Annotated in this window: 15 protein-coding genes, 16 tRNA genes, 3 rRNA genes and 1 pseudogene; 4 read left to right on the top strand and 31 right to left on the bottom strand. The window is 46.8% G+C overall.

Annotated features, from left to right (window positions below; translation table 11 throughout):
- Window positions 1–419: 419 nt before the first annotated feature.
- The 9 genes and pseudogenes from ABR335_RS04605 to ABR335_RS04565 all read right to left on the bottom strand — a co-directional run bounded on the left by ABR335_RS04605 (window position 420) and on the right by ABR335_RS04565 (window position 10,004).
- Window positions 420–1,304, bottom strand: a complete 885-nt coding sequence (locus tag ABR335_RS04605; protein WP_014097404.1) for a YitT family protein — start codon at window positions 1,302–1,304, stop codon at window positions 420–422.
- A 203-nt stretch (window positions 1,305–1,507) separates the two neighbouring features.
- Window positions 1,508–1,882: a MarR family winged helix-turn-helix transcriptional regulator gene (locus ABR335_RS04600; RefSeq protein ID WP_014097403.1), complete on the bottom strand. Its 375-nt coding sequence runs from the start codon at window positions 1,880–1,882 to the stop codon at window positions 1,508–1,510.
- Between the two features lie 180 nt (window positions 1,883–2,062).
- Window positions 2,063–3,427: pseudogene (locus tag ABR335_RS04595) on the bottom strand (ISLre2-like element ISBco5 family transposase).
- A 69-nt stretch (window positions 3,428–3,496) separates the two neighbouring features.
- The gene (locus ABR335_RS04590; RefSeq protein WP_014097401.1) at window positions 3,497–3,943 is read right to left on the bottom strand and encodes an MFS transporter; all 447 of its coding nucleotides are present in this window, start codon (window positions 3,941–3,943) and stop codon (window positions 3,497–3,499) included.
- 121 nt (window positions 3,944–4,064) lie between these two features.
- Window positions 4,065–5,450 (bottom strand): MFS transporter, encoded by a 1,386-nt coding sequence (locus tag ABR335_RS04585; protein ID WP_061087049.1) that lies wholly within the window; start codon window positions 5,448–5,450, stop codon window positions 4,065–4,067.
- Window positions 5,451–5,975: 525 nt separating this feature from the next.
- A complete protein-coding gene (locus ABR335_RS04580; protein WP_014097399.1) occupies window positions 5,976–6,860 on the bottom strand; it encodes a DMT family transporter in 885 nt (294 codons plus the stop codon).
- Between the two features lie 410 nt (window positions 6,861–7,270).
- Window positions 7,271–8,398 carry a zinc-dependent alcohol dehydrogenase family protein gene (locus ABR335_RS04575; RefSeq protein WP_014097398.1) on the bottom strand — a complete coding sequence of 376 codons (1,128 nt, stop codon included), beginning with the start codon at window positions 8,396–8,398 and terminating at the stop codon, window positions 7,271–7,273.
- A gap of 387 nt (window positions 8,399–8,785) precedes the next feature.
- Window positions 8,786–8,867, bottom strand: a tRNA-Leu gene (locus tag ABR335_RS04570).
- A 117-nt stretch (window positions 8,868–8,984) separates the two neighbouring features.
- Entirely contained in the window at window positions 8,985–10,004 is a 1,020-nt protein-coding gene (locus ABR335_RS04565) for an LLM class flavin-dependent oxidoreductase (protein ID WP_061565773.1), read from the bottom strand.
- 373 nt (window positions 10,005–10,377) lie between these two features.
- Here ABR335_RS04565 and ABR335_RS04560 point away from each other — a divergent pair, with 373 nt between their 5' ends.
- Both ABR335_RS04560 and ABR335_RS04555 read left to right on the top strand, forming a co-directional pair.
- Window positions 10,378–10,581, top strand: coding sequence for a hypothetical protein (locus ABR335_RS04560; protein WP_017550138.1), 204 nt, complete (start codon window positions 10,378–10,380; stop codon window positions 10,579–10,581).
- Window positions 10,582–10,584: 3 nt separating this feature from the next.
- Window positions 10,585–10,842 (top strand): YetF domain-containing protein, encoded by a 258-nt coding sequence (locus ABR335_RS04555; RefSeq protein WP_328229888.1) that lies wholly within the window; start codon window positions 10,585–10,587, stop codon window positions 10,840–10,842.
- A 241-nt stretch (window positions 10,843–11,083) separates the two neighbouring features.
- Here ABR335_RS04555 and ABR335_RS04550 read toward each other — a convergent pair.
- From ABR335_RS04550 to ABR335_RS04460, 19 genes are all read right to left on the bottom strand, one after another.
- A tRNA-Leu gene (locus ABR335_RS04550) sits at window positions 11,084–11,165 on the bottom strand.
- 9 nt (window positions 11,166–11,174) lie between these two features.
- Window positions 11,175–11,248 (bottom strand) — tRNA-Cys (locus ABR335_RS04545).
- 5 nt (window positions 11,249–11,253) lie between these two features.
- A tRNA-Gly gene (locus ABR335_RS04540) sits at window positions 11,254–11,328 on the bottom strand.
- Between the two features lie 3 nt (window positions 11,329–11,331).
- Window positions 11,332–11,403: transfer RNA gene (locus tag ABR335_RS04535), tRNA-Gln, on the bottom strand.
- Window positions 11,404–11,410: 7 nt separating this feature from the next.
- Window positions 11,411–11,486: transfer RNA gene (locus tag ABR335_RS04530), tRNA-His, on the bottom strand.
- Between the two features lie 8 nt (window positions 11,487–11,494).
- A tRNA-Trp gene (locus ABR335_RS04525) sits at window positions 11,495–11,568 on the bottom strand.
- Window positions 11,569–11,576: 8 nt separating this feature from the next.
- Window positions 11,577–11,658 (bottom strand) — tRNA-Tyr (locus ABR335_RS04520).
- An 8-nt stretch (window positions 11,659–11,666) separates the two neighbouring features.
- A tRNA-Thr gene (locus tag ABR335_RS04515) sits at window positions 11,667–11,742 on the bottom strand.
- A gap of 4 nt (window positions 11,743–11,746) precedes the next feature.
- Window positions 11,747–11,822 (bottom strand) — tRNA-Phe (locus ABR335_RS04510).
- Between the two features lie 18 nt (window positions 11,823–11,840).
- Window positions 11,841–11,916 (bottom strand) — tRNA-Asp (locus ABR335_RS04505).
- A 12-nt stretch (window positions 11,917–11,928) separates the two neighbouring features.
- Window positions 11,929–12,002: transfer RNA gene (locus tag ABR335_RS04500), tRNA-Met, on the bottom strand.
- A 9-nt stretch (window positions 12,003–12,011) separates the two neighbouring features.
- Window positions 12,012–12,087, bottom strand: a tRNA-Val gene (locus tag ABR335_RS04495).
- A gap of 11 nt (window positions 12,088–12,098) precedes the next feature.
- Window positions 12,099–12,170: transfer RNA gene (locus ABR335_RS04490), tRNA-Glu, on the bottom strand.
- Between the two features lie 13 nt (window positions 12,171–12,183).
- Window positions 12,184–12,273 (bottom strand) — tRNA-Ser (locus tag ABR335_RS04485).
- 4 nt (window positions 12,274–12,277) lie between these two features.
- A tRNA-Asn gene (locus tag ABR335_RS04480) sits at window positions 12,278–12,352 on the bottom strand.
- 6 nt (window positions 12,353–12,358) lie between these two features.
- Window positions 12,359–12,474, bottom strand: a 5S ribosomal RNA gene (gene rrf, locus ABR335_RS04475).
- Between the two features lie 176 nt (window positions 12,475–12,650).
- A 23S ribosomal RNA gene (locus tag ABR335_RS04470) occupies window positions 12,651–15,583 on the bottom strand.
- Window positions 15,584–15,901: 318 nt separating this feature from the next.
- Window positions 15,902–17,455, bottom strand: a 16S ribosomal RNA gene (locus tag ABR335_RS04465).
- The 16S, 23S and 5S rRNA genes sit together here with 15 tRNA genes alongside, the layout of an rRNA operon.
- A gap of 217 nt (window positions 17,456–17,672) precedes the next feature.
- Window positions 17,673–18,545 (bottom strand): nucleotidyltransferase-like protein, encoded by an 873-nt coding sequence (locus tag ABR335_RS04460; RefSeq protein ID WP_017551383.1) that lies wholly within the window; start codon window positions 18,543–18,545, stop codon window positions 17,673–17,675.
- Between the two features lie 144 nt (window positions 18,546–18,689).
- Between ABR335_RS04460 and ABR335_RS04455 the strand changes: the two genes are divergently transcribed.
- Window positions 18,690–19,043: a YgzB family protein gene (locus tag ABR335_RS04455; RefSeq protein ID WP_017551384.1), complete on the top strand. Its 354-nt coding sequence runs from the start codon at window positions 18,690–18,692 to the stop codon at window positions 19,041–19,043.
- Window positions 19,044–19,154: 111 nt separating this feature from the next.
- Here the strand turns inward: ABR335_RS04455 and budA are convergent, their stop codons facing one another.
- Window positions 19,155–19,904 carry an acetolactate decarboxylase gene (gene budA / locus ABR335_RS04450; RefSeq protein WP_017551385.1) on the bottom strand — a complete coding sequence of 250 codons (750 nt, stop codon included), beginning with the start codon at window positions 19,902–19,904 and terminating at the stop codon, window positions 19,155–19,157.
- 84 nt (window positions 19,905–19,988) lie between these two features.
- Window positions 19,989–21,677 carry an acetolactate synthase AlsS gene (gene alsS / locus ABR335_RS04445; RefSeq protein WP_017551386.1) on the bottom strand — a complete coding sequence of 563 codons (1,689 nt, stop codon included), beginning with the start codon at window positions 21,675–21,677 and terminating at the stop codon, window positions 19,989–19,991.
- A gap of 193 nt (window positions 21,678–21,870) precedes the next feature.
- On the opposite strand from alsS, the gene alsR reads away from it, so the two are divergent.
- Window positions 21,871–22,758: an acetoin biosynthesis transcriptional regulator AlsR gene (gene alsR, locus ABR335_RS04440; RefSeq protein WP_014097391.1), complete on the top strand. Its 888-nt coding sequence runs from the start codon at window positions 21,871–21,873 to the stop codon at window positions 22,756–22,758.
- A gap of 194 nt (window positions 22,759–22,952) precedes the next feature.
- Here alsR and perR read toward each other — a convergent pair whose 3' ends face one another.
- Window positions 22,953–23,408, bottom strand: a complete 456-nt coding sequence (gene perR, locus ABR335_RS04435; protein WP_017551387.1) for a peroxide-responsive transcriptional repressor PerR — start codon at window positions 23,406–23,408, stop codon at window positions 22,953–22,955.
- Window positions 23,409–23,578: the final 170 nt, after the last annotated feature.

Here is a 23,578-nt window from a genome sequence, read left to right as displayed (position 1 = left end):
ACTTTCCAAATTGACCGTGGGAATCGCTGATGTTGCCAACATTGCGGGTAATGTTCTAGGTAAAAACATCTTTTAGACATCCCCCATTTTTAACGGCTTAATTTTGGGGTTTATTTTTGGATCCATTAGACTACAGGATTGAAAAATGTAAGTATGCTTAAATCTTTGAGAACCGGATAAGAAAAACCGGGGTGACGACCATGTCGATTAATATTCACGGCTTGGCTCACGGTCGAAGCATGTGTCATGATTAGATGCTTCAACTGATTTTCCAATATCATTTGCAAAAGCAACACCCCTTCCCAATTTTTCTCTTATATCATCAGCATATTCTTTTTAAGTTTTTTAAATCTAAAAAAGCACAGGATATTACCAATTGAAACAAGAAGATACGATGACAATCGGTGATAATATTTAAATTAATGTATGTTTCGTTTTTTGAAGTTACCACCCCTCACTTCTGAAACATCGTACACAGTTACAAAAGCATGCTTATCAATTTCATAAATAATTTCTTTTATTTTGCTATCCTCTAATCGGTTAATGACACATGTAATTTCTTTGAATTGTTCGTTTGAATAACCGCCTTCAACCAGGTTATACGTTGCACTACGTCCCAAGCGGTCACGTATGGTTTCAACCATTAATTCTGGTTGATCGGTGATAATTTTAAAGGTTTTAGAACCGCTTAACCCTTCTTCAACAATATGAATGACTTTGGAAGCAATAAAGTAGACAATTGCAGAAAGAATTGCTCCTTGGAGGCCAAATACTATGGCGACAATAATAAAAACAAACATGTTTAAAAATAAGATGAGGTCACTTGACCCAAAAGGCAATTTTCGAGAAAGTAGTACCGCTAACATATCAATCCCGTCTAATGCACCGCCATTCCGTAACGCCAACCCCATTCCAAATCCGATAATAATACCCCCAACAACGGTTATTATCATTGTATCACCTTGAATAATAGCAGGCAGGGGACGCATAAGTCTTGTACCAATAGCTAGTGAGGCAATACCTATCATTGAATAAATAGCAAAGCTTTTACCAATTTGTTTATACCCTAAAAATACAAACGGAATATTTATTACTACAATCAGAAGTCCCAGGGGCAATCCAGATAATTGAGAACCCACGATACTTAGGCCTGTTACCCCACCGTCCGATACATTATTTGGGATCAATACCGTTTCGAGTCCATATGCTGCTATAAAAGCGCCTATCATAACAGCTAATGCTCGTGACACCTTTTTAAGTCTAATGGTTCTTCTTTTCTTAGTGGTTGTACTGGTTGTACTCATTTGATTTCCCCTTTTCAACGATTTTCTCTTTAAGCTATACACTTATTCATTTATTGTTTTAATTGCCACGGTAGTGCTTATTTCCAATTTCACAAGTAATGCCTGACAATAACTTAGTAACCATATTCATTAAGGTGATTTAAAAGTTCCTGCTGTATACGAAGTAAAGACTGAATATCTTCTTCAGGCATTTTTTCTATTGCTTAAAGCATCGCTTGATAAGGAATTGCGTTCTTACTTGATTTCTTTGCCAATTCCTCCCCTTTCAATGTTAACTGTAGCTTTACTTCTCTTCGATCTTCTGTTGAGAGTTTCCTTTCTATTAGACCCATATTAACCAATTTATCAATACCAACACTTATTGTACTCTTTGATAATACAAGCCTTTCTGCCAGCTCTTGCTGTGTGGATTCAGGAAAAGCGAGTAAAGTATTAAGGATGGATAGTTGTTGGAGAGACAAGCCAAAATTTTCCGCATTCTTTTTCGCTAATTTAGCTGTAAATTTGCCAATAGCCGTTAATAATTGATAAATCTCCATGGCTTGCTTCACTTTTGGGTCATCATAGTTTAAGTCCATTTTACTCACACCTTTAAGAAGTAGTTCATTTATAAACTGTTTTTATATAAACTATTTTACACTAAAAAGGGTAAAAAGAAAAATGGACTGGATCACTGGTATGTGTCAAGTTTTTCTCGACAAGGTTTAAATATCGGGTATTCCAAGACACTCTTTTTGTACACTTTCGGCTACCGTGCTTTACTTGCTCGGTGTAATTTTCGGAAAAGATGTAATATTTCCGTATAAAGATGGATAACGGGGATGTTGAGACATCCTGATGGATTGTTTCAAGTTCCGTTGCTTTCTCTCGCTTCTTGAACGGTGTTTCAGATAGGCTTCTCTCAATGTCCCATTGAGTATGCCTTGTTTGATTTTCACCATGGCTTCTGCGCCAAGTTCACTCCAATGCATGCCCCTTTTTTTCATCCTGAAGGAGATATGCCTTTGATTCGATTCCATCGCTCCTAGGCCTCTCGCACCTTCCGGCACGTTTTTCACCCCGTCTCTCCAGTCAAAAATGCGGTCCCAGTTTTTCAAGATATACGAACGGAATTCCTTGATTTTCTTGAGAGCCTTTTTATCCGTCAAGGTGCTTTCGTGCGTATCCAAATATAACGTGAATTGGTCCAGGTCATGCGTTCTAATCGCTTTTCTAATTTGCTCCTTGATCTCGCTCTTTCCGCCCCCAAATGTCCTTATGATGGCTTGTGCAACGTGGTAGGTATCCAGCTGGTTGAGCACCGGAATTTCCGACTGTGAGAATGCTGTTTGAAACCGTTCAGCTGTGTACCCAGCACCTCCATCACTGTTTGTAATGACTTGCGCTTTTTCGAGGGAATAGGTGTTGGCAGCTGTGGCTTGGACTTCATCCCAAAATGTCTGAATGTCTTCCGTCGTCATGATGACTGTGGGCTGACGCAGGGAGACCCTTTTTCCATTGGTTTCCCAACCTTCATAGAGAATGGCATGGCGGACTTCCATACCCTGTTTCTTTTCCAGTCCCCGGATGAATACGCCATCTGCTTCGGAAAACAGGTAGTCTACCTTCTTCCCATCAGGCAGTGAAGCAGCTATTTCCATCTCTTCTACAAGGGCCTTGTCGGCTTCCACCTGCGTTTTTCCTACGCGTTTCACCATTTCCCCTACAGTTGTATGACTAAGACTCACGGCTGTCCATTCTTTTAAAATATTCGCCACCTCCCGATAGGTGTTCTCACTTGCCAACTCTGCCACCTTTCATTCCACTAACGGGCTATATCTCCGGTGGGGTACCAGCCCCAAGCATTCATCCAAGGGATAATGTGAGTTCCCTCTCTTATCACGCATTAATGAACGTTTAAAAGTCACACTTCCAAATAGAAACTGAACGCTTCTGTTATCACTACGGCAGTACTCCCAGCCTTCCTCCAACTTCTTTTGTTTAATTGTTTTATCTAACTCCTCAAATACATCCCCAACCCATTGTGTAAAAACCTTCTGCATCAGAATTTTAATTTGTTCTTCAAATTCCATAAGACTTTTTGTATCCTTTAATAATCCAGCAATTATTGATATAATATCCATGGGAAGACCTCTCTCTAGATGTTCATTCAAGGTGTACATTTAGATGATAGAGTGTCTTCCCATTTTTTTTCACTCATTTGCCCCCTCGAGTAAAATTTTACACATACTTTCCACCAATTCAGGGATAATACCTCGCATTGCAGGGGAAGTAAAGGCTCCTAATATACCATTTATAATTGCCAATGGGAAAATCGTATATGGATTTCCGCCTGCAAGGACGATAATGGCAATCCCCATTTGAGAACATCCGGAACCGAGGTTACTTAGGCGTATTAATTTATCTCGTCTGTAACGATCAGCAATACTGCCACCGATAACCAGCATCAAAATATTAGGGAGAACCGCAGCCGCCAGTATATACCCCAATAGATGTTGGCCCTGCTTAACTTTAAGAATTGCAAAAGCAAGAGAAACAGGAGTCATCGCACTTCCGAATAAAGAGACTGTTTGCCCTAAGAAAAACCACTTGAATTTTTCACTAAGTGATAAAGTATTAAATATTGACTGATTTCTCAAAGCGAGCCCTTCTTTCAATTGTTATCGGATAGGGCCCCTTTGTATGAGGCTTTCTTTTGGTAAATGTCTGATCACTTTTCCAGCCATCAATATTCTGCTTGCCTGTATATTCTTTTTCATTTTAAAGGTGAACCCTGTTTTTTCCAAAAAGTTGCGGTTCAGATAGACTCTCTATATTTTCGAGTGAACGTCCTGTCGTTTTTGGCGCCAGTAGTGCGATATCCAATACGACAATCAGCATTGCTATTGCAACAATAATAAACATCGCTGTTGCACCTTCATTTTCCAGTACCGGGAGCAGCATAAACGGCATGAGGCCGCTCATAATGCGGCTGATGCTGTATGCCATTCCGGTAGCACTCGCACGGATTTCAGTTGGAAAGATTTCCGCCTGCAGTACGTGGAAAGCATTTGAAAAGATATTGCTGCAAAGTGTATAGGCAAATCCAAATACAATGACCAGAAAAGGCGAGCCGCCGATCCCAAATAAAACGCCAAATACACCCATACAAACAGCGGAAAAGCACACCAGCCATTTACGGTCCATTTTTTCGATAAGCGGAACAGAAAGTAATGATCCGAGCGGGTAGCCGATAAATGACAAGGCAATATACTCCAGTGAATGCGTGACGGTGTAGCCCTTTGATGCGAGTACAAGCGGTGCGAGCGTCCCAAAGCCGTAGTAGCCAATCGTTTGGAAAATTTGAAAAATGTAAAGCATGACCGTACTTTTCCATAATCTTTTTTGAAAGACCGCACTCAAAGTACTTCCCTTTGGCGTTTGATCTGCAGGCTCAGATTGCAATTTTGAAACCATCCCGGCCTCTTTCTTTCCTTCCTGAAATCTCTCCAGTAATGCAACTGCTTCCTGCATTCTTCCTTTTGTGGCAAGCCAGCGCGGAGACTCCGGAAGCGACCGCGCCGCTATCAAGACGAAAACACCCCCTGCCGCCCCAAGCAGGAACACCCATCTCCATCCATCCAATCCCATTGGGCTTAAAGGTACAAGGACACGGGAAAGAAATCCTTCAACAGGAACGGCGAGAAAACCAAGCGTATACGCCCAGGCAATATATTTCCCGCGTTTTACCGACGGAATCAATTCGCTTAAATATGTATCACATAACGCCGGCTGCGCGCCCAGGCCCATTCCTGCCAGGAACCGGAAAAAAATGACCGTGCCGACATTCGGGCTAAAGGCAATGAAAATAGTAAAAAGACTATAAATGCCGATATTGAGCATAAACGCCCGCTTTCTGCCGTAACGGTCCGCAATATGGCAAAGGAAAATAGCCCCGATAAACATCCCCAAAAAGCTGGAGCCCAGCAGCAAAGGCATGAGCGAAGCCGAGACATGAAATTCTTCACCTAATACACTGGAGAGCACACCTGCAAGAAATAACTCAAAAAACTCGAAAAATAATCCCATTCCAATTACCGCGGTTGCCCGTTTTTGCACTTTTCCTACTGACAGCCTGTCCAACTGATGTCCGATCGTCTGATTCAACGGTCATACCTCCCTGAATTGTCATTTTTTAGCTGAATGAAACTTCAACTTAATTGAAGCGGTTGCTAATATTGTATGGATTTCTAACATTTCAAAAATTAAATATCTCTATATTAGTATTTTTTATTCAGCTCGTCAACCCTTTTTGCAGATTTTTTAGAGATTAAAAAAAGTGGAAGCCTTCTATTTTTGGCAATCAATAGGTATCCCAAATGGACGGCGTGAAAGCGAAATGCAACAGCAATATGCGGGGTCCCATAAACGCACTCTTTTAAAAGAATGGGAAAGAAGCGGAGCTGCAGAGGATAAAGAACATGTATTGTGACCGGTAAAATGATGGTGCAGCTCGGCCATATGAAAAAGTGCCGCGATTGCGGGCGTCGGTTGAGATGGCAAAAACAGATGTGTAGCTCGGCCATATGAAAAAGTGCTGCCGAATTTTTGCTGCCATAAACAATCTAACCAACAGCAAAAAAAAATAACCGTTCCCATCTCCTAGATAAAACTGCGGATAAGAAAGCCAATTTATACTTGTCTTTGTGCTGCCGGGTCTTCCTGGCTGTTTTTTCTTACTGTATAGGAGACAGCTAAAAAGATGATGGCGATGCCGGCTGCCTGCATATAGGACGGTGCGAAACCAGTGATGAAAATATCAAGCAAAATGGCAACGCACGGATCAAGATAAGAAAGGGCTGAGATGACGGACGTGCGCAAAAATCGGATGCTGCCATAAAACAGCAAATACACGATACCGGTATGGATGACACCTGTCAGCAAGCTGAATGTCCAGTTTTCGGGAGTGAGCCCAGTGTATTTTGAAAAGTCGACAAAAGGCGCCAGCATGATGACCCCGATGAATGTTTGCAGAAACGTGACGAGGTATGGACTTGCCTGTTTGATCCTTGTGCCGATCATCACTGTACCTGCATAAAAAATCGCCGCACAAAATGCGTAAACCGACCCAACCAGGAGAACGTGGCTGAACGCAGAGGAAGCTGTTACGGTAATCATGATGGTGCCGATAAAGGCCGCCAAAGTGGCAAGCAGTCCGCCCCATTGGAATTTTTCCCGGAACAGCGTCCAGCCTGCAACAAGCACAATGAGCGGAGCTGTATTGTAAATGGAAATCGCGGCGGTGACAGAAGTTTTTTCAAACGCCAAAAACAAGAAAAGCCAGTTGATGACAAGCGTAACACCTCCGCCTAAAATAAAGAGCATCTCTTTTATACTCCAGCGCTCTTTTTTGTACTGGCCGGTCGCAAGCCAGTAAACGGCTAAGATCGCTGAAGCACTCACACAGCGGACGAAAACGAGTTCCAGTGCGGGCAGGCCCGTATACTTAGAGAAAAATCCGATTGAACCAAAAATCACCATGGAGATGCTTAGTTTTAAAAATGCCGGTTTATTCATGAAAGTAATCCTTCTTTTATGTATAAAGTCGTATTTTCAGTATAATTTGTATTGAAAAAATTGTAAATAAAAGGCCTGGCACTTTGCGTGGCGCCAAGCCTTTTGTAGACCACGTATACGACCCTGCCGCCATCCTCCTCAAAGCGGATGCTGACGGAATCCTATATTTCTCCTCAAACCATTTGCGAATCGCTGGATTCAGTCAGGAAATCAAAATTTTTGCCGTTTTATAAAATGAACAAAATATTCCAGCCCTGTTATCTGCTGTACCAAGTCGTCATCATGCAAATGGGTGCTCGGACTTGATGTAAATACTTAAGTTCATTTCTAGTTGCTTGATCTCTTCTTTATTGTGTTTTAACATGGCTGCCACTTTATCGGCACGGGGCACCTTTTTTGGCAATCATCTTTTAGTCGAACCGAATCATGATTCTAGATGAATCCCCTTTAGCCAATTTGTCGAAACTCTCATTTATCTCATCCAAAGAAATGACATCACTTACCAATTCATCCACTGGCAAGCGGCCGTTTTTAAAAAGCCGGATATAATTTGGAATATCCCTTTCTGGAACACAGCTACCGATATAGGAACCTTTTAGCGTCCGTTCCTCAGCCGTCAGCGTTACATAAGGGAAAGAAAAATGATGTTTTGGATCCGGTAGTCCTGTCGTAACGGTTGTGCCACCGCGCTTGGTGATGGCGTATGCCGTTTCCATCGCCGGGACTGCACCTGCCGTCTCAAAAACAGTATCCAGTCCCCCGCCAGTTGCTTCACGTATTTTCTCAACAACATCTGGATCTTTGGAATCAAATACATCTGTTGCTCCAAACCTTTTTGCCAACGCAAATTTATTTTCATTGACATCTACTGCTACTACACGGCTCGCCCCTGCTGATACAGCCCCGATTAATGCGCTTAATCCGACGCCGCCCAAACCGACAACCGCAACTGTGCTGCCCAACTTAATCCGGGCTGTATTCACGACTGCCCCGACCCCCGTAATGACAGCGCATCCAAAAAGGGCAAGCTTTTCAAACGGAACGTCTTTTTCAATTTTAATCAAAGAACGACGGGACACAACAGCATATTCTGAAAAAGCGGATACGCCGAGATGGTGCATGATGTCTTCACCATTTGCATGCAGCCGGATGCCGCCTCCTGGTAAAGTACCTGCCGCGTTTGAAGCCGCACCCGTTTCGCATAATGCAGGGCGTCCCTCCTTGCACGGCAGGCATTCGCCACAGCTTGGTACAAACACACAAACAACATGGTCACCCGGCGCAAGATCTGTCACACCTTCACCGGTTTTCACCACTTCACCGGCAGCCTCATGCCCAAGAGCCATCGGTAAAGGCCGGGGTCTGCTGCCATTTATAACAGACAAATCCGAGTGGCACAAACTGGCCGCCTTCATCTTGACAAGCACTTCTCCTTGTTGCGGTTCATCGAGTTCCAATGTTTCAATTTTAATCGGTTTGCTTGCTGCATATGGCATAGCAGCACCTGATTCCCGTAGTACAGCAGCTCTGATCTTCACTCTCACCCATCTCCTCTGAAATTCGTTATGTATCAGCGCACTTGAACGGCTTTCAAAGCCTACGAATATCACTTATATGCTTTGTTTTCGGCGAATTGGGATTGCTGAACAAATCCGGAACGCCCGGAACTAGCTGATATGCTTCATAGCCTTGATAAGTATAGTGATTTGTGTCTAGATTCGCTATTATTAAATTCTTTATTTTATTTTACGACTGAATAATGAAAAAAACAAATAAGCAGCCTTTAGTAAATGCAAACCGAAATTCATCCCTTTCCTTCTGCCCTTCACCGATTGAAGAGAGTGACTTCTGCCGGAAAATGAAAAAACGCTCCTTACTAGATTATAAGGAACGTTTTACCGAAAAACTGAAATGTGATCTTTTGATACCGGTGGTCGGGGTCGAACCGACACTCCCGAAGGAACACGATTTTGAGTCGTGCGCGTCTGCCAATTCCGCCACACCGGCATGATCCTATGAATCGCAAACAAAGCTGTTTGTTATGTCACTTTTATAATTATATCCAGATCGTAAAAAATGTCAATAACCATTTTGTGAAAAAGGGAAGCAAAACAGCTCCCCTATTCACGCATGATCTTCCTTCAGTTCACTTAGGATCTCATAAGACCGCAGCCGCTCTTCATGGTTGTAAATATGCGATACAAACATCAACTCATCGACCTGTGTATCATCCAAAAATTCTTCCATTTTCTCTTTGATTGTCTGTTTTGAACCGATAAAAGCATATTCAAGCTGACGCAATGCCGCTTCTTTTTCAAACGGAGTCCAAATCCCGTTCATGCTATCGACAGGCGGCTGCAGCGTCTGCGATTTTCCACGGATAACGCCGAGGAAAAACTGGTACAGGCTTGTTGCGATCCTTTCTGCTTCTGCATCTGTGTCAGCTGCTACGCCATTCACACACGCAATCACATATGGCTTTTGCAAATACTTGGACGGTTTGAAGTTCTCCCGATAAAGGTATAAAGCATCAAACAATTGCGCTGGTGCAAAATGGCTTGCAAACGAAAACGGCAGGCCGAGCCTGGCAGCAAGTGTGGCACTGTATGTACTTGACCCAAGAAGCCAAACCGGAACATCCACCCCTTCTGCCACGACGGCCCGTGCATACGTCCTGCGTTCTTTATCCGAGAGAAAATAGTTCATCAGTTCTTGGACATTATCCGGAAAATCCATTTCCCCGCCCCTTAAATTCCTTCTGAGCGCCGCAGCTGTCAATTGGTCTGTACCCGGCGCACGGCCAAGGCCGAGATCAATTCTGCCTGGATAGATGGAACCCAGTGTTCCAAACTGCTCAGCCACGACAAGCGGTGCATGATTTGGAAGCATCACACCGCCAGACCCGACACGGATGGTTTTCGTCCCTGCCGCTATATACCCGACTAAAACAGCCGTTGCAGAGCTGGCTACTCCCACCATATTATGGTGCTCCGCGAGCCAGTATCGTTTGTAGCCCCAATTTTCAACATGCTGTGCGAGGCTTAGGCTATTTTTAAACGAATCTGCCGGTGTCTTTCCAGATAAAACGGGGATCAAATCTAAAACCGAAAATGCAACGTCATTCAACTTTTTTTGACTACCCATTGTCCGCTTCCTTTCCTTCTACTCGTGAAGATAGATCTATTGTAAAATAACAGATTCCCAAAACAAAATGATTTGCCTAACCTGTCCGGTGTATCCCAATGATGAGAACGTTCGTTTATGATACTGAAATTAAGGGAAAATGCAATGAAAAACAGTGCTCGTATGATCGGACCCATGGGCGTTGGGTGTTTCGGGTACAAGCTTCCCAATAGAAGCAGCAGAAAGAGCATTGGTATCCAAACTTCATGAAGTTGGCGAAATGGAAAATAGACTGCTTGTTGAAGCAGTATGCATAACTGGATCAATCGTTGGAAAGCCCCGTAAAAGTGAACAATCGAGAGAAAACCGGACCTTTTAAAGGAGGGGGTTAGCGATGCAAATTGGCATGGACTTATTAAAATTGATTATGGGCTTTCTTGCGCTCATTTTTTGTCTAAAATGTACCGGCGCCAAAAGCATTTCAAACCTTACGCCAATCGACTTCATCTGGAGCATAATGCTGTCTGAAATCGTCGGCAACGGCCTTTATGACCCAAGTGTAAAATGGTACTACATTCTTGTGATGCTTTCTGTTTAGGTCATCATTAAAATCATTTTTGACATCCTCATTTATCGCTATGATAAACTGGAAAAATTCCTTATCGGGGATAAAACGGTGATTATCGATAAAGGAAAAATTAACAAAGTCGTACTGAAAAAAAATAAAATTGATATGAATCAACTGTCGGAGTTATTGAGAAAGCAGGGCGTATTTTTGCTTGATGAAATTGACCAGGCCTATCTTGAAAAAGATGGGACGATTACGGTAAAAAAAAGAAAAAACAACCCTAGTAAATAGTAGGCTGCCCAGTTCTGTTCTCATTATAAAAGGAAAATCTAAGATAGTATTTCCAAACCTTTCTTATTAGATCAATTCCCTTTTTGTACAAGTTAAACAACTATAGATACTCACAAGTGTACGCTTTCAAGCAGCCACTTAAATTGGCCTCGGCTTCAATAATATAATTGCAATAAAAAAACGCTTCTCTTTATCTTGAGAAGCGTTCCATTTGGCATCAGCTTTCAATGTGATGCTATTATACCGGTGGTCGGGGTCGAACCGACACTCCCGAAGGAACACGATTTTGAGTCGTGCGCGTCTGCCAATTCCGCCACACCGGCATGATATGATGGAGGCGGCAACCGGAATCGAACCGGTGATAAAGGTTTTGCAGACCTCTGCCTTACCTCTTGGCTATGCCGCCATCAATGGAGCGGAAGACGGGATTCGAACCCGCGACCCCCACCTTGGCAAGGTGATGTTCTACCACTGAACTACTTCCGCATACTGGGCCAGCTGGATTCGAACCAGCGCATGACGGAGTCAAAGTCCGTTGCCTTACCGCTTGGCTATGGCCCAATAAATATGGGGCGGATGGTGGGAATCGAACCCACGAATGCCGGAGCCACAATCCGGTGCGTTAACCACTTCGCCACAACCGCCATCATAATGGCAGGGGCAGTAGGAATCGAACCCACACTGGAGGTTTTGGAGACCTCTGTTCTACCTTTAAACTATGCCCCTTTAAAAAATGGAGGGGGACGGATTCGAACCGCCGAACCCTGAGGGAGCGGATTTACAGTCCGCCGCGTTTAGCCACTTCGCTACCCCTCCATATTGCGTGGTGCCGGCCAGAGGACTTGAACCCCCAACCTACTGATTACAAGTCAGTTGCTCTACCAATTGAGCTAGACCGGCCAAATGGTGGCTCGGGACGGAATCGAACCGCCGACACAAGGATTTTCAGTCCTTTGCTCTACCGACTGAGCTACCGAGCCACAATTATGTAAAATGGATGGCGGTCCCGACGGGAATCGAACCCGCGATCTCCTGCGTGACAGGCAGGCGTGATAACCGCTACACTACGGGACCTTTATATGTAAATTGCGGGGGCAGGATTTGAACCTGCGACCTTCGGGTTATGAGCCCGACGAGCTACCAGACTGCTCCACCCCGCGATGATAAAATGGTGGAGGATGACGGGATCGAACCGCCGACCCTCTGCTTGTAAGGCAGACGCTCTCCCAGCTGAGCTAATCCTCCAGTTATAATGATGACCCGTACGGGATTCGAACCCGTGTTACCGCCGTGAAAGGGCGGTGTCTTAACCGCTTGACCAACGGGCCATATGGATCATGACGGAGAGCAAGGGATTCGAACCCTTGAGACAGCTTTTAGCCGCCTACACGATTTCCAATCGTGCTCCTTCGGCCTCTCGGACAGCTCTCCATGATGGCTCCGCAGGTAGGATTCGAACCTACGACCGATCGGTTAACAGCCGATTGCTCTACCACTGAGCTACTGCGGAATACAAGCCCGGCAGCGTCCTACTCTCGCAGGGGGAAACCCCCAACTACCATCGGCGCTGGAAAGCTTAACTTCCGTGTTCGGGATGGGAACGGGTGTGACCTTTCCGCCATCGCCACCGGACCTTAATGACAAAAATCATTATAACAAAGTTTTCATTTCTTATCAACAGGAATTATGTGATTCCCTGAAAACCGGATGGGAGAAAAAACTGTAAACGGAGAATGCGTTTTTACTTCTAACTTTGAGAATTGTCTAGCTCCAGCGCACCTTTTTCAAGGCGGCCTTCACTTTTCTATTTGGTTAAGTCCTCGATCGATTAGTATCCGTCAGCTCCACGCGTCGCCGCGCTTCCACCCCGGACCTATCAACCTGATCATCTTTCAGGGATCTTACCAGTATAAACTGTGGGAAATCTCATCTTGAGGGGGGCTTCATGCTTAGATGCTTTCAGCACTTATCCCTTCCGCACATAGCTACCCAGCGATGCCTTTGGCAAGACAACTGGTACACCAGCGGTGCGTCCATCCCGGTCCTCTCGTACTAAGGACAGCTCCTCTCAAATTTCCTGCGCCCGCGACGGATAGGGACCGAACTGTCTCACGACGTTCTGAACCCAGCTCGCGTACCGCTTTAATGGGCGAACAGCCCAACCCTTGGGACCGACTACAGCCCCAGGATGCGATGAGCCGACATCGAGGTGCCAAACCTCCCCGTCGATGTGGACTCTTGGGGGAGATCAGCCTGTTATCCCCAGGGTAGCTTTTATCCGTTGAGCGATGGCCCTTCCATGCGGAACCACCGGATCACTAAGCCCGACTTTCGTCCCTGCTCGACTTGTAAGTCTCGCAGTCAAGCTCCCTTATGCCTTTACACTCTGCGAATGATTTCCAACCATTCTGAGGGAACCTTTGGGCGCCTCCGTTACCTTTTAGGAGGCGACCGCCCCAGTCAAACTGCCTGCCTGACACTGTCTCCCACCCCGGTAAGGGGTGCGGGTTAGAATTTCAATACAGCCAGGGTAGTATCCCACCGATGCCTCCGCCGAAGCTGGCGCTCCGGTTTCCAAGGCTCCTACCTATCCTGTACAAGCTGTACCGAAATTCAATATCAGGCTGCAGTAAAGCTCCATGGGGTCTTTCCGTCCTGTCGCGGGTAACCTGCATCTTCACAGGTACTATAATTTCACCGAGTCTCTCGTTGAGACAGTGCCCAGATCGTTACACCTTTCGTGCGGGTCAGAACTTACCTGACAAGGAATTTCGCTACCTTAGGACCGTTATAGTTACGGCCGCCGTTTACTGGGGCTTCAGTTCAGAGCTTCGCCTTACGGCTAACCCCTCTCCTTAACCTTCCAGCACCGGGCAGGTGTCAGCCCCTATACTTCGCCTTGCGGCTTCGCAGAGACCTGTGTTTTTGCTAAACAGTCGCCTGGGCCTATTCACTGCGGCTTCCCGGGGCATACACCCCAAAAAGCACCCCTTCTCCCGAAGTTACGGGGTCATTTTGCCGAGTTCCTTAACGAGAGTTCTCTCGCTCACCTTAGGATTCTCTCCTCGCCTACCTGTGTCGGTTTGCGGTACGGGCGCCTTTCACCTCACTAGAGGCTTTTCTTGGCAGTGTGGAATCAGGAACTTCGGTACTAAAATTTCCCTCGCCATCACAGCTCCGCCTTGGCGCGAAGGATTTGCCTCCGCACCGGCCTAACTGCTTGGACGCGATCAACCAGTGTCGCGCTTGCCCTATCCTCCTGCGTCCCCCCATCGTTCAAACGGTGAAGAGGCGGTACAGGAATATCAACCTGTTGTCCATCGCCTACGCCTTTCGGCCTCGGCTTAGGCCCCGACTAACCCTGAGCGGACGAGCCTTCCTCAGGAAACCTTAGGCATTCGGTGGAAGGGATTCTCACCCTTCTTTCGCTACTCATACCGGCATTCTCACTTCTAAGCACTCCACCGGTCCTTCCGGTCCGGCTTCAACGCCCTTAGAACGCTCTCCTACCACGGACACCAAATGGTGTCCATCCGCAGCTTCGGTGATACGTTTAGCCCCGGTACATTTTCGGCGCAGCGTCACTCGACCAGTGAGCTATTACGCACTCTTTGAATGATGGCTGCTTCTAAGCCAACATCCTGGTTGTCTAAGCAACGCCACATCCTTTTCCACTTAACGTATACTTTGGGACCTTAGCTGGCGGTCTGGGCTGTTTCCCTTTCGACCATGGATCTTATCACTCACAGTCTGACTCCCAAGCATAAGTTTTTGGCATTCGGAGTTTGTCTGAATTCGGTAACCCGATGAGGGCCCCTCGTCCAAACAGTGCTCTACCTCCAAAACTCTTCGCTTGAGGCTAGCCCTAAGGCTATTTCGGAGAGAACCAGCTATCTCCAAGTTCGATTGGAATTTCTCCGCTACCCACACCTCATCCCCGCACTTTTCAACGTGCGTGGGTTCGGGCCTCCAGCAAGTGTTACCTTGCCTTCACCCTGGACATGGGTAGATCACCTGGTTTCGGGTCTGCGGCCTCATACTCTTTCGCCCTGTTCAGACTCGCTTTCGCTGCGGCTCCGCTTCTTCAGCTTAACCTTGCATGAGACCGTAACTCGCCGGTTCATTCTACAAAAGGCACGCCATCACCCGTTAACGGGCTCTGACTACTTGTAGGCACACGGTTTCAGGATCTCTTTCACTCCCCTCCCGGGGTGCTTTTCACCTTTCCCTCACGGTACTAGTTCACTATCGGTCACTAGGGAGTATTTAGCCTTGGGAGATGGTCCTCCCGGATTCCGGCGGGATTCCTCGTGTCCCGCCGTACTCAGGATCCACTCGGGAGAGAACGAAGTGTCAGTTACAGGGCTTTTACCTTCTCCGGCAGGCCTTTCCAGGCCGCTTCACTTACCCCGTTCTTTTGTAACTCCCATATGAGTGTCCTACAACCCCGGAAGGCAAGCCTTCCGGTTTGGGCTGTTTCCTGTTCGCTCGCCGCTACTTGGGAAATCGCAATTGCTTTCTCTTCCTCCGGGTACTGAGATGTTTCAGTTCCCCGGGTGTGCCCTTCCTGCCCTATGGATTCAGGCAGGAATCCTGTCCGATTAAAGACAGGGGGTTTCCCCATTCGGAAATCTCCGGATCAAAGCTTACGTACAGCTCCCCGGAGCATATCGGTGTTTGTACCGTCCTTCATCGGCTCCTAGTGCCAAGGCATCCACCGTGCGCCCTTTCTAACTTAACCATAAAAAGGTTTAAATCCAAAAATAAGCGATTCTCGGTTTACTTGGTTTGTTTCTCCTATCCGGTTTTCAAAGAACACATACTGAAGGATTGAACCTTCAAAACTGAACAAAACGGAAACGTCAAACTTAATTGTGGAAAACGAAGTTTTCCTTTTCTGTCTAGCTCCGGGCGCTATCGGCTAGCGTATTTCTACGTCTTCTCCCTACGATAAGTCAACATCGATTCGCCTTTAAGGCTCATCGTGTTTCCTTTATCTCAGTCGAAGACTACGAAATCCGTACACCGATGAACGAGCGCCCTACGCTTTTCCCCTTAGAAAGGAGGTGATCCAGCCGCACCTTCCGATACGGCTACCTTGTTACGACTTCACCCCAATCATCTGTCCCACCTTCGGCGGCTGGCTCCATAAAGGTTACCTCACCGACTTCGGGTGTTACAAACTCTCGTGGTGTGACGGGCGGTGTGTACAAGGCCCGGGAACGTATTCACCGCGGCATGCTGATCCGCGATTACTAGCGATTCCGGCTTCATGCAGGCGGGTTGCAGCCTGCAATCCGAACTGGGAATGGTTTTCTGGGATTGGCTTAACCTCGCGGTCTCGCAGCCCTTTGTACCATCCATTGTAGCACGTGTGTAGCCCAGGTCATAAGGGGCATGATGATTTGACGTCATCCCCACCTTCCTCCGGTTTGTCACCGGCAGTCACCTTAGAGTGCCCAACTGAATGCTGGCAACTAAGGTCAAGGGTTGCGCTCGTTGCGGGACTTAACCCAACATCTCACGACACGAGCTGACGACAACCATGCACCACCTGTCACTCTGTCCCCCGAAGGGGAAGGCCCTGTCTCCAGGGAGGTCAGAGGATGTCAAGACCTGGTAAGGTTCTTCGCGTTGCTTCGAATTAAACCACATGCTCCACCGCTTGTGCGGGCCCCCGTCAATTCCTTTGAGTTTCAGCCTTGCGGCCGTACTCCCCAGGCGGAGTGCTTAATGCGTTAGCTGCAGCACTAAAGGGCGGAAACCCTCTAACACTTAGCACTCATCGTTTACGGCGTGGACTACCAGGGTATCTAATCCTGTTTGCTCCCCACGCTTTCGCGCCTCAGCGTCAGTTACAGACCAGAGAGCCGCCTTCGCCACTGGTGTTCCTCCACATCTCTACGCATTTCACCGCTACACGTGGAATTCCACTCTCCTCTTCTGCACTCAAGCCTCCCAGTTTCCAATGACCGCTTGCGGTTGAGCCGCAAGATTTCACATCAGACTTAAGAAGCCGCCTGCGCGCGCTTTACGCCCAATAATTCCGGACAACGCTTGCCACCTACGTATTACCGCGGCTGCTGGCACGTAGTTAGCCGTGGCTTTCTGGCCGGGTACCGTCAAGGCGCCGCCCTGTTCGAACGGCACTTGTTCTTCCCCGGCAACAGAGTTTTACGACCCGAAGGCCTTCTTCACTCACGCGGCGTTGCTCCGTCAGACTTTCGTCCATTGCGGAAGATTCCCTACTGCTGCCTCCCGTAGGAGTTTGGGCCGTGTCTCAGTCCCAATGTGGCCGATCACCCTCTCAGGTCGGCTACGCATCGTTGCCTTGGTGAGCCGTTACCCCACCAACTAGCTAATGCGCCGCGGGCCCATCTGTAAGTGACAGCCGAAGCCGTCTTTCCTTTTTCCTCCATGCGGAGGAAAAAACTATCCGGTATTAGCCCCGGTTTCCCGGCGTTATCCCGATCTTACAGGCAGGTTGCCCACGTGTTACTCACCCGTCCGCCGCTAACCTTTTAAAAGCAAGCTTTTAAAAGGTCCGCACGACTTGCATGTATTAGGCACGCCGCCAGCGTTCGTCCTGAGCCAGGATCAAACTCTCAGTAAAGATGTTTGATAAAAGCTCAAAAAGAATTTGACGTTTCGTTTTGTCCAGTTTTCAAGGAACAATCCGTTTTGACAGTGACTAAATTATTATACCATCATAACGAAGTCTTTGTCAATAACTTTTTTCGTCTTTCGTCGTTGCTCTTTCATGTTCATCAGCGACGTATATAACTATACCAAGTTATTTATTATGCGTCAATACTAAATTTGATATTTTTTTATTGTTTTTTTGGAATCCGGTACCGTCTATGGAAGATTTCAGGCCCCTTTGTCGGCACTGTAATTTCCTCGATCATATTTTTTTCAATTAAAAATTCAAGCAGAACAGGCAAGTCAATACTGTACGATTGAAGGCCTGGATGGAAAAGCAGTTCGTCAATTGTCCATTCTTCCCGTTCTTCCATCAGTTCCAGTAAATGCTGCGCGCCAAACGATGTCTTCGAATAAATGTGGAATTCACTCGCAAGAAAGAGCAGTTCAAGGCGCTTTTCCAGCGACTCTTCACTTGTTACCAGTTCTTCGTACAACTTGAAGATTTGCAGATCAATTTGCTTTACCTGGTTCCAGACGGTTATTTCCGGGTGAAAGCCGTTTTCGATCACCGCGAGTCTGGCGAGATGGTGCAAGGCGTGAATGATGTGATTATAGGCATCGAGGTACTGGCGCTGTTTGAAGAAGTCTTTCCCGTTTAAATACCGACGGATCAATTTGGCAAATTCCGTGCCGATTTTGACCTTTCGTTCATGAAACGGAAAATCCCTTACTTCATCTTTTAAACGTGCCATGTACTCATTCCGGTCAAATAAGATCAGCCCTTCTGTAATCCATTCAAATATATTGCTGTTTGTCCCGTACAGCATCCACTCTTTCAACTGGTTCTCTGCCACGACATATAAGGCGGCTTTTTTGTCTTCATAGCGGTAATGCTTGACGTAGAGCGGCTGGTCCTGCTCTTTGACAATGATGAAGAGAATGGCGTCGAACAAATTGGTTGCGGCATCTTCATCCGGCTTTTTTTCAATATACAGGACAGAAAGGGTATTTGGAAGGCTTGCCCTTTCCTGGTAAATCGGCCTTAAAATGTCTCTCATGCGTCATTCCTCCATCATGCTTTCTATGAACGTATTTCTGCAAATCCCGGGAAATCCCCTGCAAATTTTCGAAACAAATTTCAGTATATTGCATTCCTTCCTTTTTCGCCAGTTATGTTATATTAAAAGAAAGGGGGAATGGTATTGGCAAAGTATTCAAGCAAAATCAATAAAATTCGGACATTTGCCTTAAGCTTGATTTTTTCCGGATTTATCGTCATGTATATCGGGCTGTTTTTCCGGGCGCATCCGGTTGTTGTAACCCTTTTTATGCTGTTCGGCCTGTTCTTTATTTTATTGAGCACAGTGGTTTATTTCTGGATCGGCATGCTCTCGACGAAAGCGGTGCAGGTTGTATGCCCGGGCTGCGGCAAGCCGACAAAAATGCTGGGCCGGGTAGATATTTGCATGCATTGCAACGAGCCGCTGACACTGGATCCTGAGCTTGAGGGAAAAGCGTTTGACGAATCATATAATCGTAAGCGATTGCAGAAGTGACAGGCGGGGTGGAGATGAAAAAGCCTAGGTTGCCGGAGTCAGGCAAGCCCCGCCCAATTTGAAGAAACCCGCATCCGGTTTTCGCCGGATGCGGGCCGTCTTCGCCTTCGTTCAGCCTTCTGTCTTTTCCAGTTCCTCTGCCAAATTGGCGCGGGAAAGGTTCGCATTTAAAAAAGCGTCTGTTTCCGGAAGTTCCAGATGCATATGCGTTTTTTTGCTGATCCGGATCGTCCCGTAGTCAAGCACATAGTCAAAGACATGGCCGCCGCCGGTGCGTTTGTCGTCAATAAAATGGAGGTGGAAGCCGGCGACCGCGATTCCTTGTGCAAACATCGGCGTCCAAAAACCAGCAAGCGTTCCTTTTGTATTTTCAAACGAGTAAACCGGCTGGGATTTCACCGCTTCCGTCATGGGAACCGGTTTTTCCTGGTAGGAGACGGTTCTTGTGTTCATTTTTTTAAAAACACCGTCCACACGAATGGCATAAAATAAATTTTCGCTGCGGACGAGATCTTTGATCAAGTCTTCCAGTTCGGGTTTTGCTAGAGGACCTTCAGCTGTATAGGTGATATCCTCCGAAAAATGTGCAAGCGAGCAAAACGGTGACTTGTCTTCAGGCTGTACACGTTTTGCCGTCCCGTCCTTCAGCTGATAGAACGCATTGTCAAAGGCAATCAATTCCCCGTCCAAATGGTTGAAAGTGCCGATGCCGAAATCGCCGAACTTTTTTAATTCAGCAAACGTCTTGTCGCTTTCGTATACGCCGTCAAGAAGCGATGTCATCGTGGACAATTGGTATACTTCATCGGTCCGGCTTGTTAAAATTTGCTCTGTATTTTGATTTTCTGCAGCAGTACGCATGGTAAACCCCTTCTTTCTATCGTATCCTGAAAAATTTGTGCCGGCTGAGTCCAAGTTATAGCAGCTGCCCGCCGCAGTAAGTGATTATACCAATTGGTTAGGCAGCAGTTTTTTCGCCAGTTCCAGGTTGTCGCTATAATCAACCGGGACATCGACCACGACCGGGCCTTCTGAGTCCAGCGCTTCCTTCAGTACAGAAACCAGCTCATCAGGTGCATTCACCCGCAAGCCTTTTGCGCCGTAACTTTCCGCGTGTTTTACAATATCAACGGGGCCGAAGTCTGCTCCCGATGTGCGCCCGTATTTCATTTGCTGCTGGAACGCCACCATGTCATACGTGCCGTCGCGCCAGACGATATGCACAAGCGGTGATTTTAAACGGACGGCCGTTTCAAGTTCCATGGCGGAGAACAGGAAGCCGCCGTCTCCGGAGATCGATATTACTTTTTCATCCGGATTGACAAGCGTTGCGGCAATCGCCCACGGAAGCGCAACCCCGAGCGTCTGCATGCCATTTGAAAACAGCAGGCGGTTCGGTTCATATACCCTGAAATGGCGCGCCATCCAAATATAATGGGAACCGACATCGCATGTCACGGTCACATGGTCATCAATCAACGAACGCAAATCATGAATGAACTGGAGCGGATGCACAAGATTTTTATCCGCCTTTTCCGATGGTTCGTCGCGCAAATTCAGCTGGTTGCGGAGATGTTCCAAAAGTTCCATGGACTTACTGCTCATATTTAAACGGGCCAGCTGTTCTTTGATGCTGTCAACGCTCGCTGAAATGTCACCGACAAGTTCGATTTCCGGCTGGTAATCATGATCGATATCGGCGCGGATTTCATCGAGATGGATGATTTTTCTTTCCCCTTCGCTGTTCCAAAACTTCGGATCGTACTCAACAGAATCGTAACCGATCGCAAGCACCACATCCGCATGCTCAAGCAAAATATCGCCCGGCTGGTTGCGGAACAAGCCGATGCGGCCGAAGAAACGGTCTTCCAAATCCCTTGAAATCAAGCCTGCCGCCTGGAATGTTTCAACAACTGGCAACGCGATTTTTTTCAGGAGGGACCGGACCGCATTCACGACTTTCGGGCGGCTCGCACGCATCCCGACCAGAATGACCGGCAATTTGGCATGCTGGATCGCTTTTACAGCTTCTTTAATCGCTTCTTCATTTGCTTTCCCGAGTTCCGGGCTTTCAAGCGGACCCAAAGCTTTGACAGACGCCGGCTCCATCAGCACATCCTGCGGGAAGCTGATAAAAGCTGCCCCTGCCTGTGCTGAAGCGGCAGAACGAAATGCATTTGTCATCACTTCCGGCACTGTATCCGGATGAACCACTTCCGCTGCGTATTTTGTAATCGGCTGAAACAGGGATACATTGTCCATCGACTGGTGCGTTTTTTTCAGTCTGTCTGCGCGCGGCACGTTTCCTGCGATTGCAACGACAGGATCGCACTCCGTATTCGCAGTAGCAAGCCCGGTGGCAAGGTTGGAAGCCCCCGGCCCGCTCGTTACCAGGCAGACACCCGGTTTTCCTGTTAAACGCCCGATAGCAGCGGCCATAAAAGCGGCATTTTGTTCGTGGCGGCATACAATCAATTCCGGGCCGCGTTCTTTTAGGACATCAAATACGGCATCGATTTTTGCGCCCGGAATGCCGAAAACGTACGGCACTTCCTGCTTTTCAAGGCAATCGACAACCAGGTCTGCAGCTGTTTTTTTCGTCGTATTGGTTGGATTTGAATTCTTTTTTTCCACAGTTCCCACTCCCAAGGACAGCCCTATTTTGAACTTTCCCCCGTTTATTACAGGGGAAAACGTTCATCTATAGGCTGAGCGAACTTGTTTCTATCTATACTTTACACCACACGAGGAAATGTTTAAAATATATTATTGTGCTATAAATAATATATAATAAATATTAATCCCAATGAGGGAGGAGGAAATACAGATGGAACTGCGCCATCTTCATTATTTTTTAACGGTCGCGGAAGAACTACATTTCGGAAAAGCAGCAGAGCGGCTGCAAATGACCCAGCCACCGCTTTCCCAGCAAATCCGGCAGCTGGAAGAAGAAATCGGGGTGGACCTTTTTATCCGCAATAAACGTCATGTTGAACTGACGATCCCGGGAAAAGTTTTTTTAAAAGAGGCCAAGCAGGTCCTTGAGCAGCTGGACAGGGCAGTGGAAAATGCACAGCGGGCTGAGCGGGGGGAATTCGGGAATGTGGTAGTCGGCTTTGTCGGTTCGGCGACTTATGACATTTTGCCGGCTATCGTCCGGGAATTCCGGCTGAAATATCCGAAAACGGCCGTTTCCCTTCATGAGTTGTCAACCCCGGACCAGATTCGGGCGCTGCATCGGAAAGAAATCGATGTCGGCCTGCTGCATCCGCCGATTCATGATCCTTTAATTGAAACGGCTGAGATCCAGACAGGTGCGGCTGCCCTTTCAATGCCGAAAAACCATCCGCTTGCCCAAAAGGAAAAAATCCGCATCGAGGATCTGGCGGACGTCCCGTTTGTCGTTGTGTCGCGTGATATTTGGCCGGGCCTTTATGATGAATTTCTGTCTCTTTTCAAGGACGCCGATTTCAGCCCGAAAATCGTCCAGGAAGCCACCGAGTACCAAATGGTCGTCGGTCTTGTGACAGCCGGAATTGGAATCGGGGTGCTACCACGGACAGCCGAAAAATTATTTAATCTCGATATTGTGTACAGGGAGATTGAAGGGCACCCGTTAAATGCCGTTTTGTCCATTGCGTACCGGAAGGAAGACCAAAACCCGGCCCTTGCCAATTTCTTAAACATCTCCGGCCGGGTGGCAGCAGAATTTTAATGGATTTTTGACCGATTGCATAAATACTAATGAAAAATCCGGCCTCCCAACGAAAGAAGAGCCGGATTTATTGCATAAAAGTGTATAAAGTTGCACCGCTAAAACTTTTTAAAAACCTTGCTTGCGGTTTATCAGGTCCCGGTTTAAAGCCGCAAAAAAAGAACCGGACGAACCATTTCGCCGGCATTTGCGCTTTATTTTGCTTCCAGGTAACTGTGCTTTTTCATACATTCCGGACAGGTACCGTAAATTTCCATACGGTGATGGCTTACTTTAAAACCGGTCACATGCGCGGCAAGCTGTTCCACTTCATCCAGGCCAGGATAGTGAAAGTCGACAATCTTTCCGCAGTCTTCACAAATAATATGGTAATGGTTTGATGTGACAAAATCAAAACGGCTTGAAGCATCGCCATAGGTCAGTTCCTGCACCAATCCGATTTCCTTAAAAACGCGCAAGTTATTGTAAACGGTAGCCACACTCATATTCGGGAATTTTCCCTCAAGAGCCTTATATATTTCATCGGCGGTTGGATGTGACATGGATTCAATTAAGTATTCCAATATCGCATGACGTTGAGGGGTAATACGAACGCCCGACTGTTTCAAGGTTTCCAGTGCTTTATTCAACTGTTGCTCGGACACCGCCATGCACCTCTTTTCTAACAATTATCATTCTTAATTTATAATCTTTATAAAGAGTTTACAAAATAAACCCCTGTTTTGTCAAACAAATTAGCGAATCAATCCGCCGGTAATTTGCTTTTTCTGCGCTCTTTGGGGCTCAAAAAAGAAGGAAACCCGTTCATTAGGATGCCTTT

The organism is Heyndrickxia faecalis, assembly GCF_040267745.1.
GTDB lineage: Bacteria > Bacillota > Bacilli > Bacillales > Bacillaceae_C > Weizmannia > Weizmannia faecalis.
The sequence above is the reverse complement of the archived record's forward strand: the minus strand, read 5'-3'. Positions and strand labels throughout refer to the sequence as shown.

Excerpts from the sequence above, each read along its gene's own strand:
- ABR335_RS04605 (WP_014097404.1), bottom strand. The coding sequence starts at position 1,304 with ATGAGTACAACCAGTACAACCACTAAGAAAAGAAGAACCATTAGACTT.
- ABR335_RS04600 (WP_014097403.1), bottom strand. The coding sequence starts at position 1,882 with ATGGACTTAAACTATGATGACCCAAAAGTGAAGCAAGCCATGGAGATT.
- ABR335_RS04580 (WP_014097399.1), bottom strand. The coding sequence starts at position 6,860 with ATGAATAAACCGGCATTTTTAAAACTAAGCATCTCCATGGTGATTTTT.
- ABR335_RS04565 (WP_061565773.1), bottom strand. The coding sequence starts at position 10,004 with ATGGGTAGTCAAAAAAAGTTGAATGACGTTGCATTTTCGGTTTTAGAT.
- ABR335_RS04560 (WP_017550138.1), top strand. The coding sequence starts at position 10,378 with ATGCAAATTGGCATGGACTTATTAAAATTGATTATGGGCTTTCTTGCG.
- ABR335_RS04460 (WP_017551383.1), bottom strand. The coding sequence starts at position 18,545 with ATGAGAGACATTTTAAGGCCGATTTACCAGGAAAGGGCAAGCCTTCCA.
- budA (WP_017551385.1), bottom strand. The coding sequence starts at position 19,904 with ATGCGTACTGCTGCAGAAAATCAAAATACAGAGCAAATTTTAACAAGC.
- alsR (WP_014097391.1), top strand. The coding sequence starts at position 21,871 with ATGGAACTGCGCCATCTTCATTATTTTTTAACGGTCGCGGAAGAACTA.
- perR (WP_017551387.1), bottom strand. The coding sequence starts at position 23,408 with ATGGCGGTGTCCGAGCAACAGTTGAATAAAGCACTGGAAACCTTGAAA.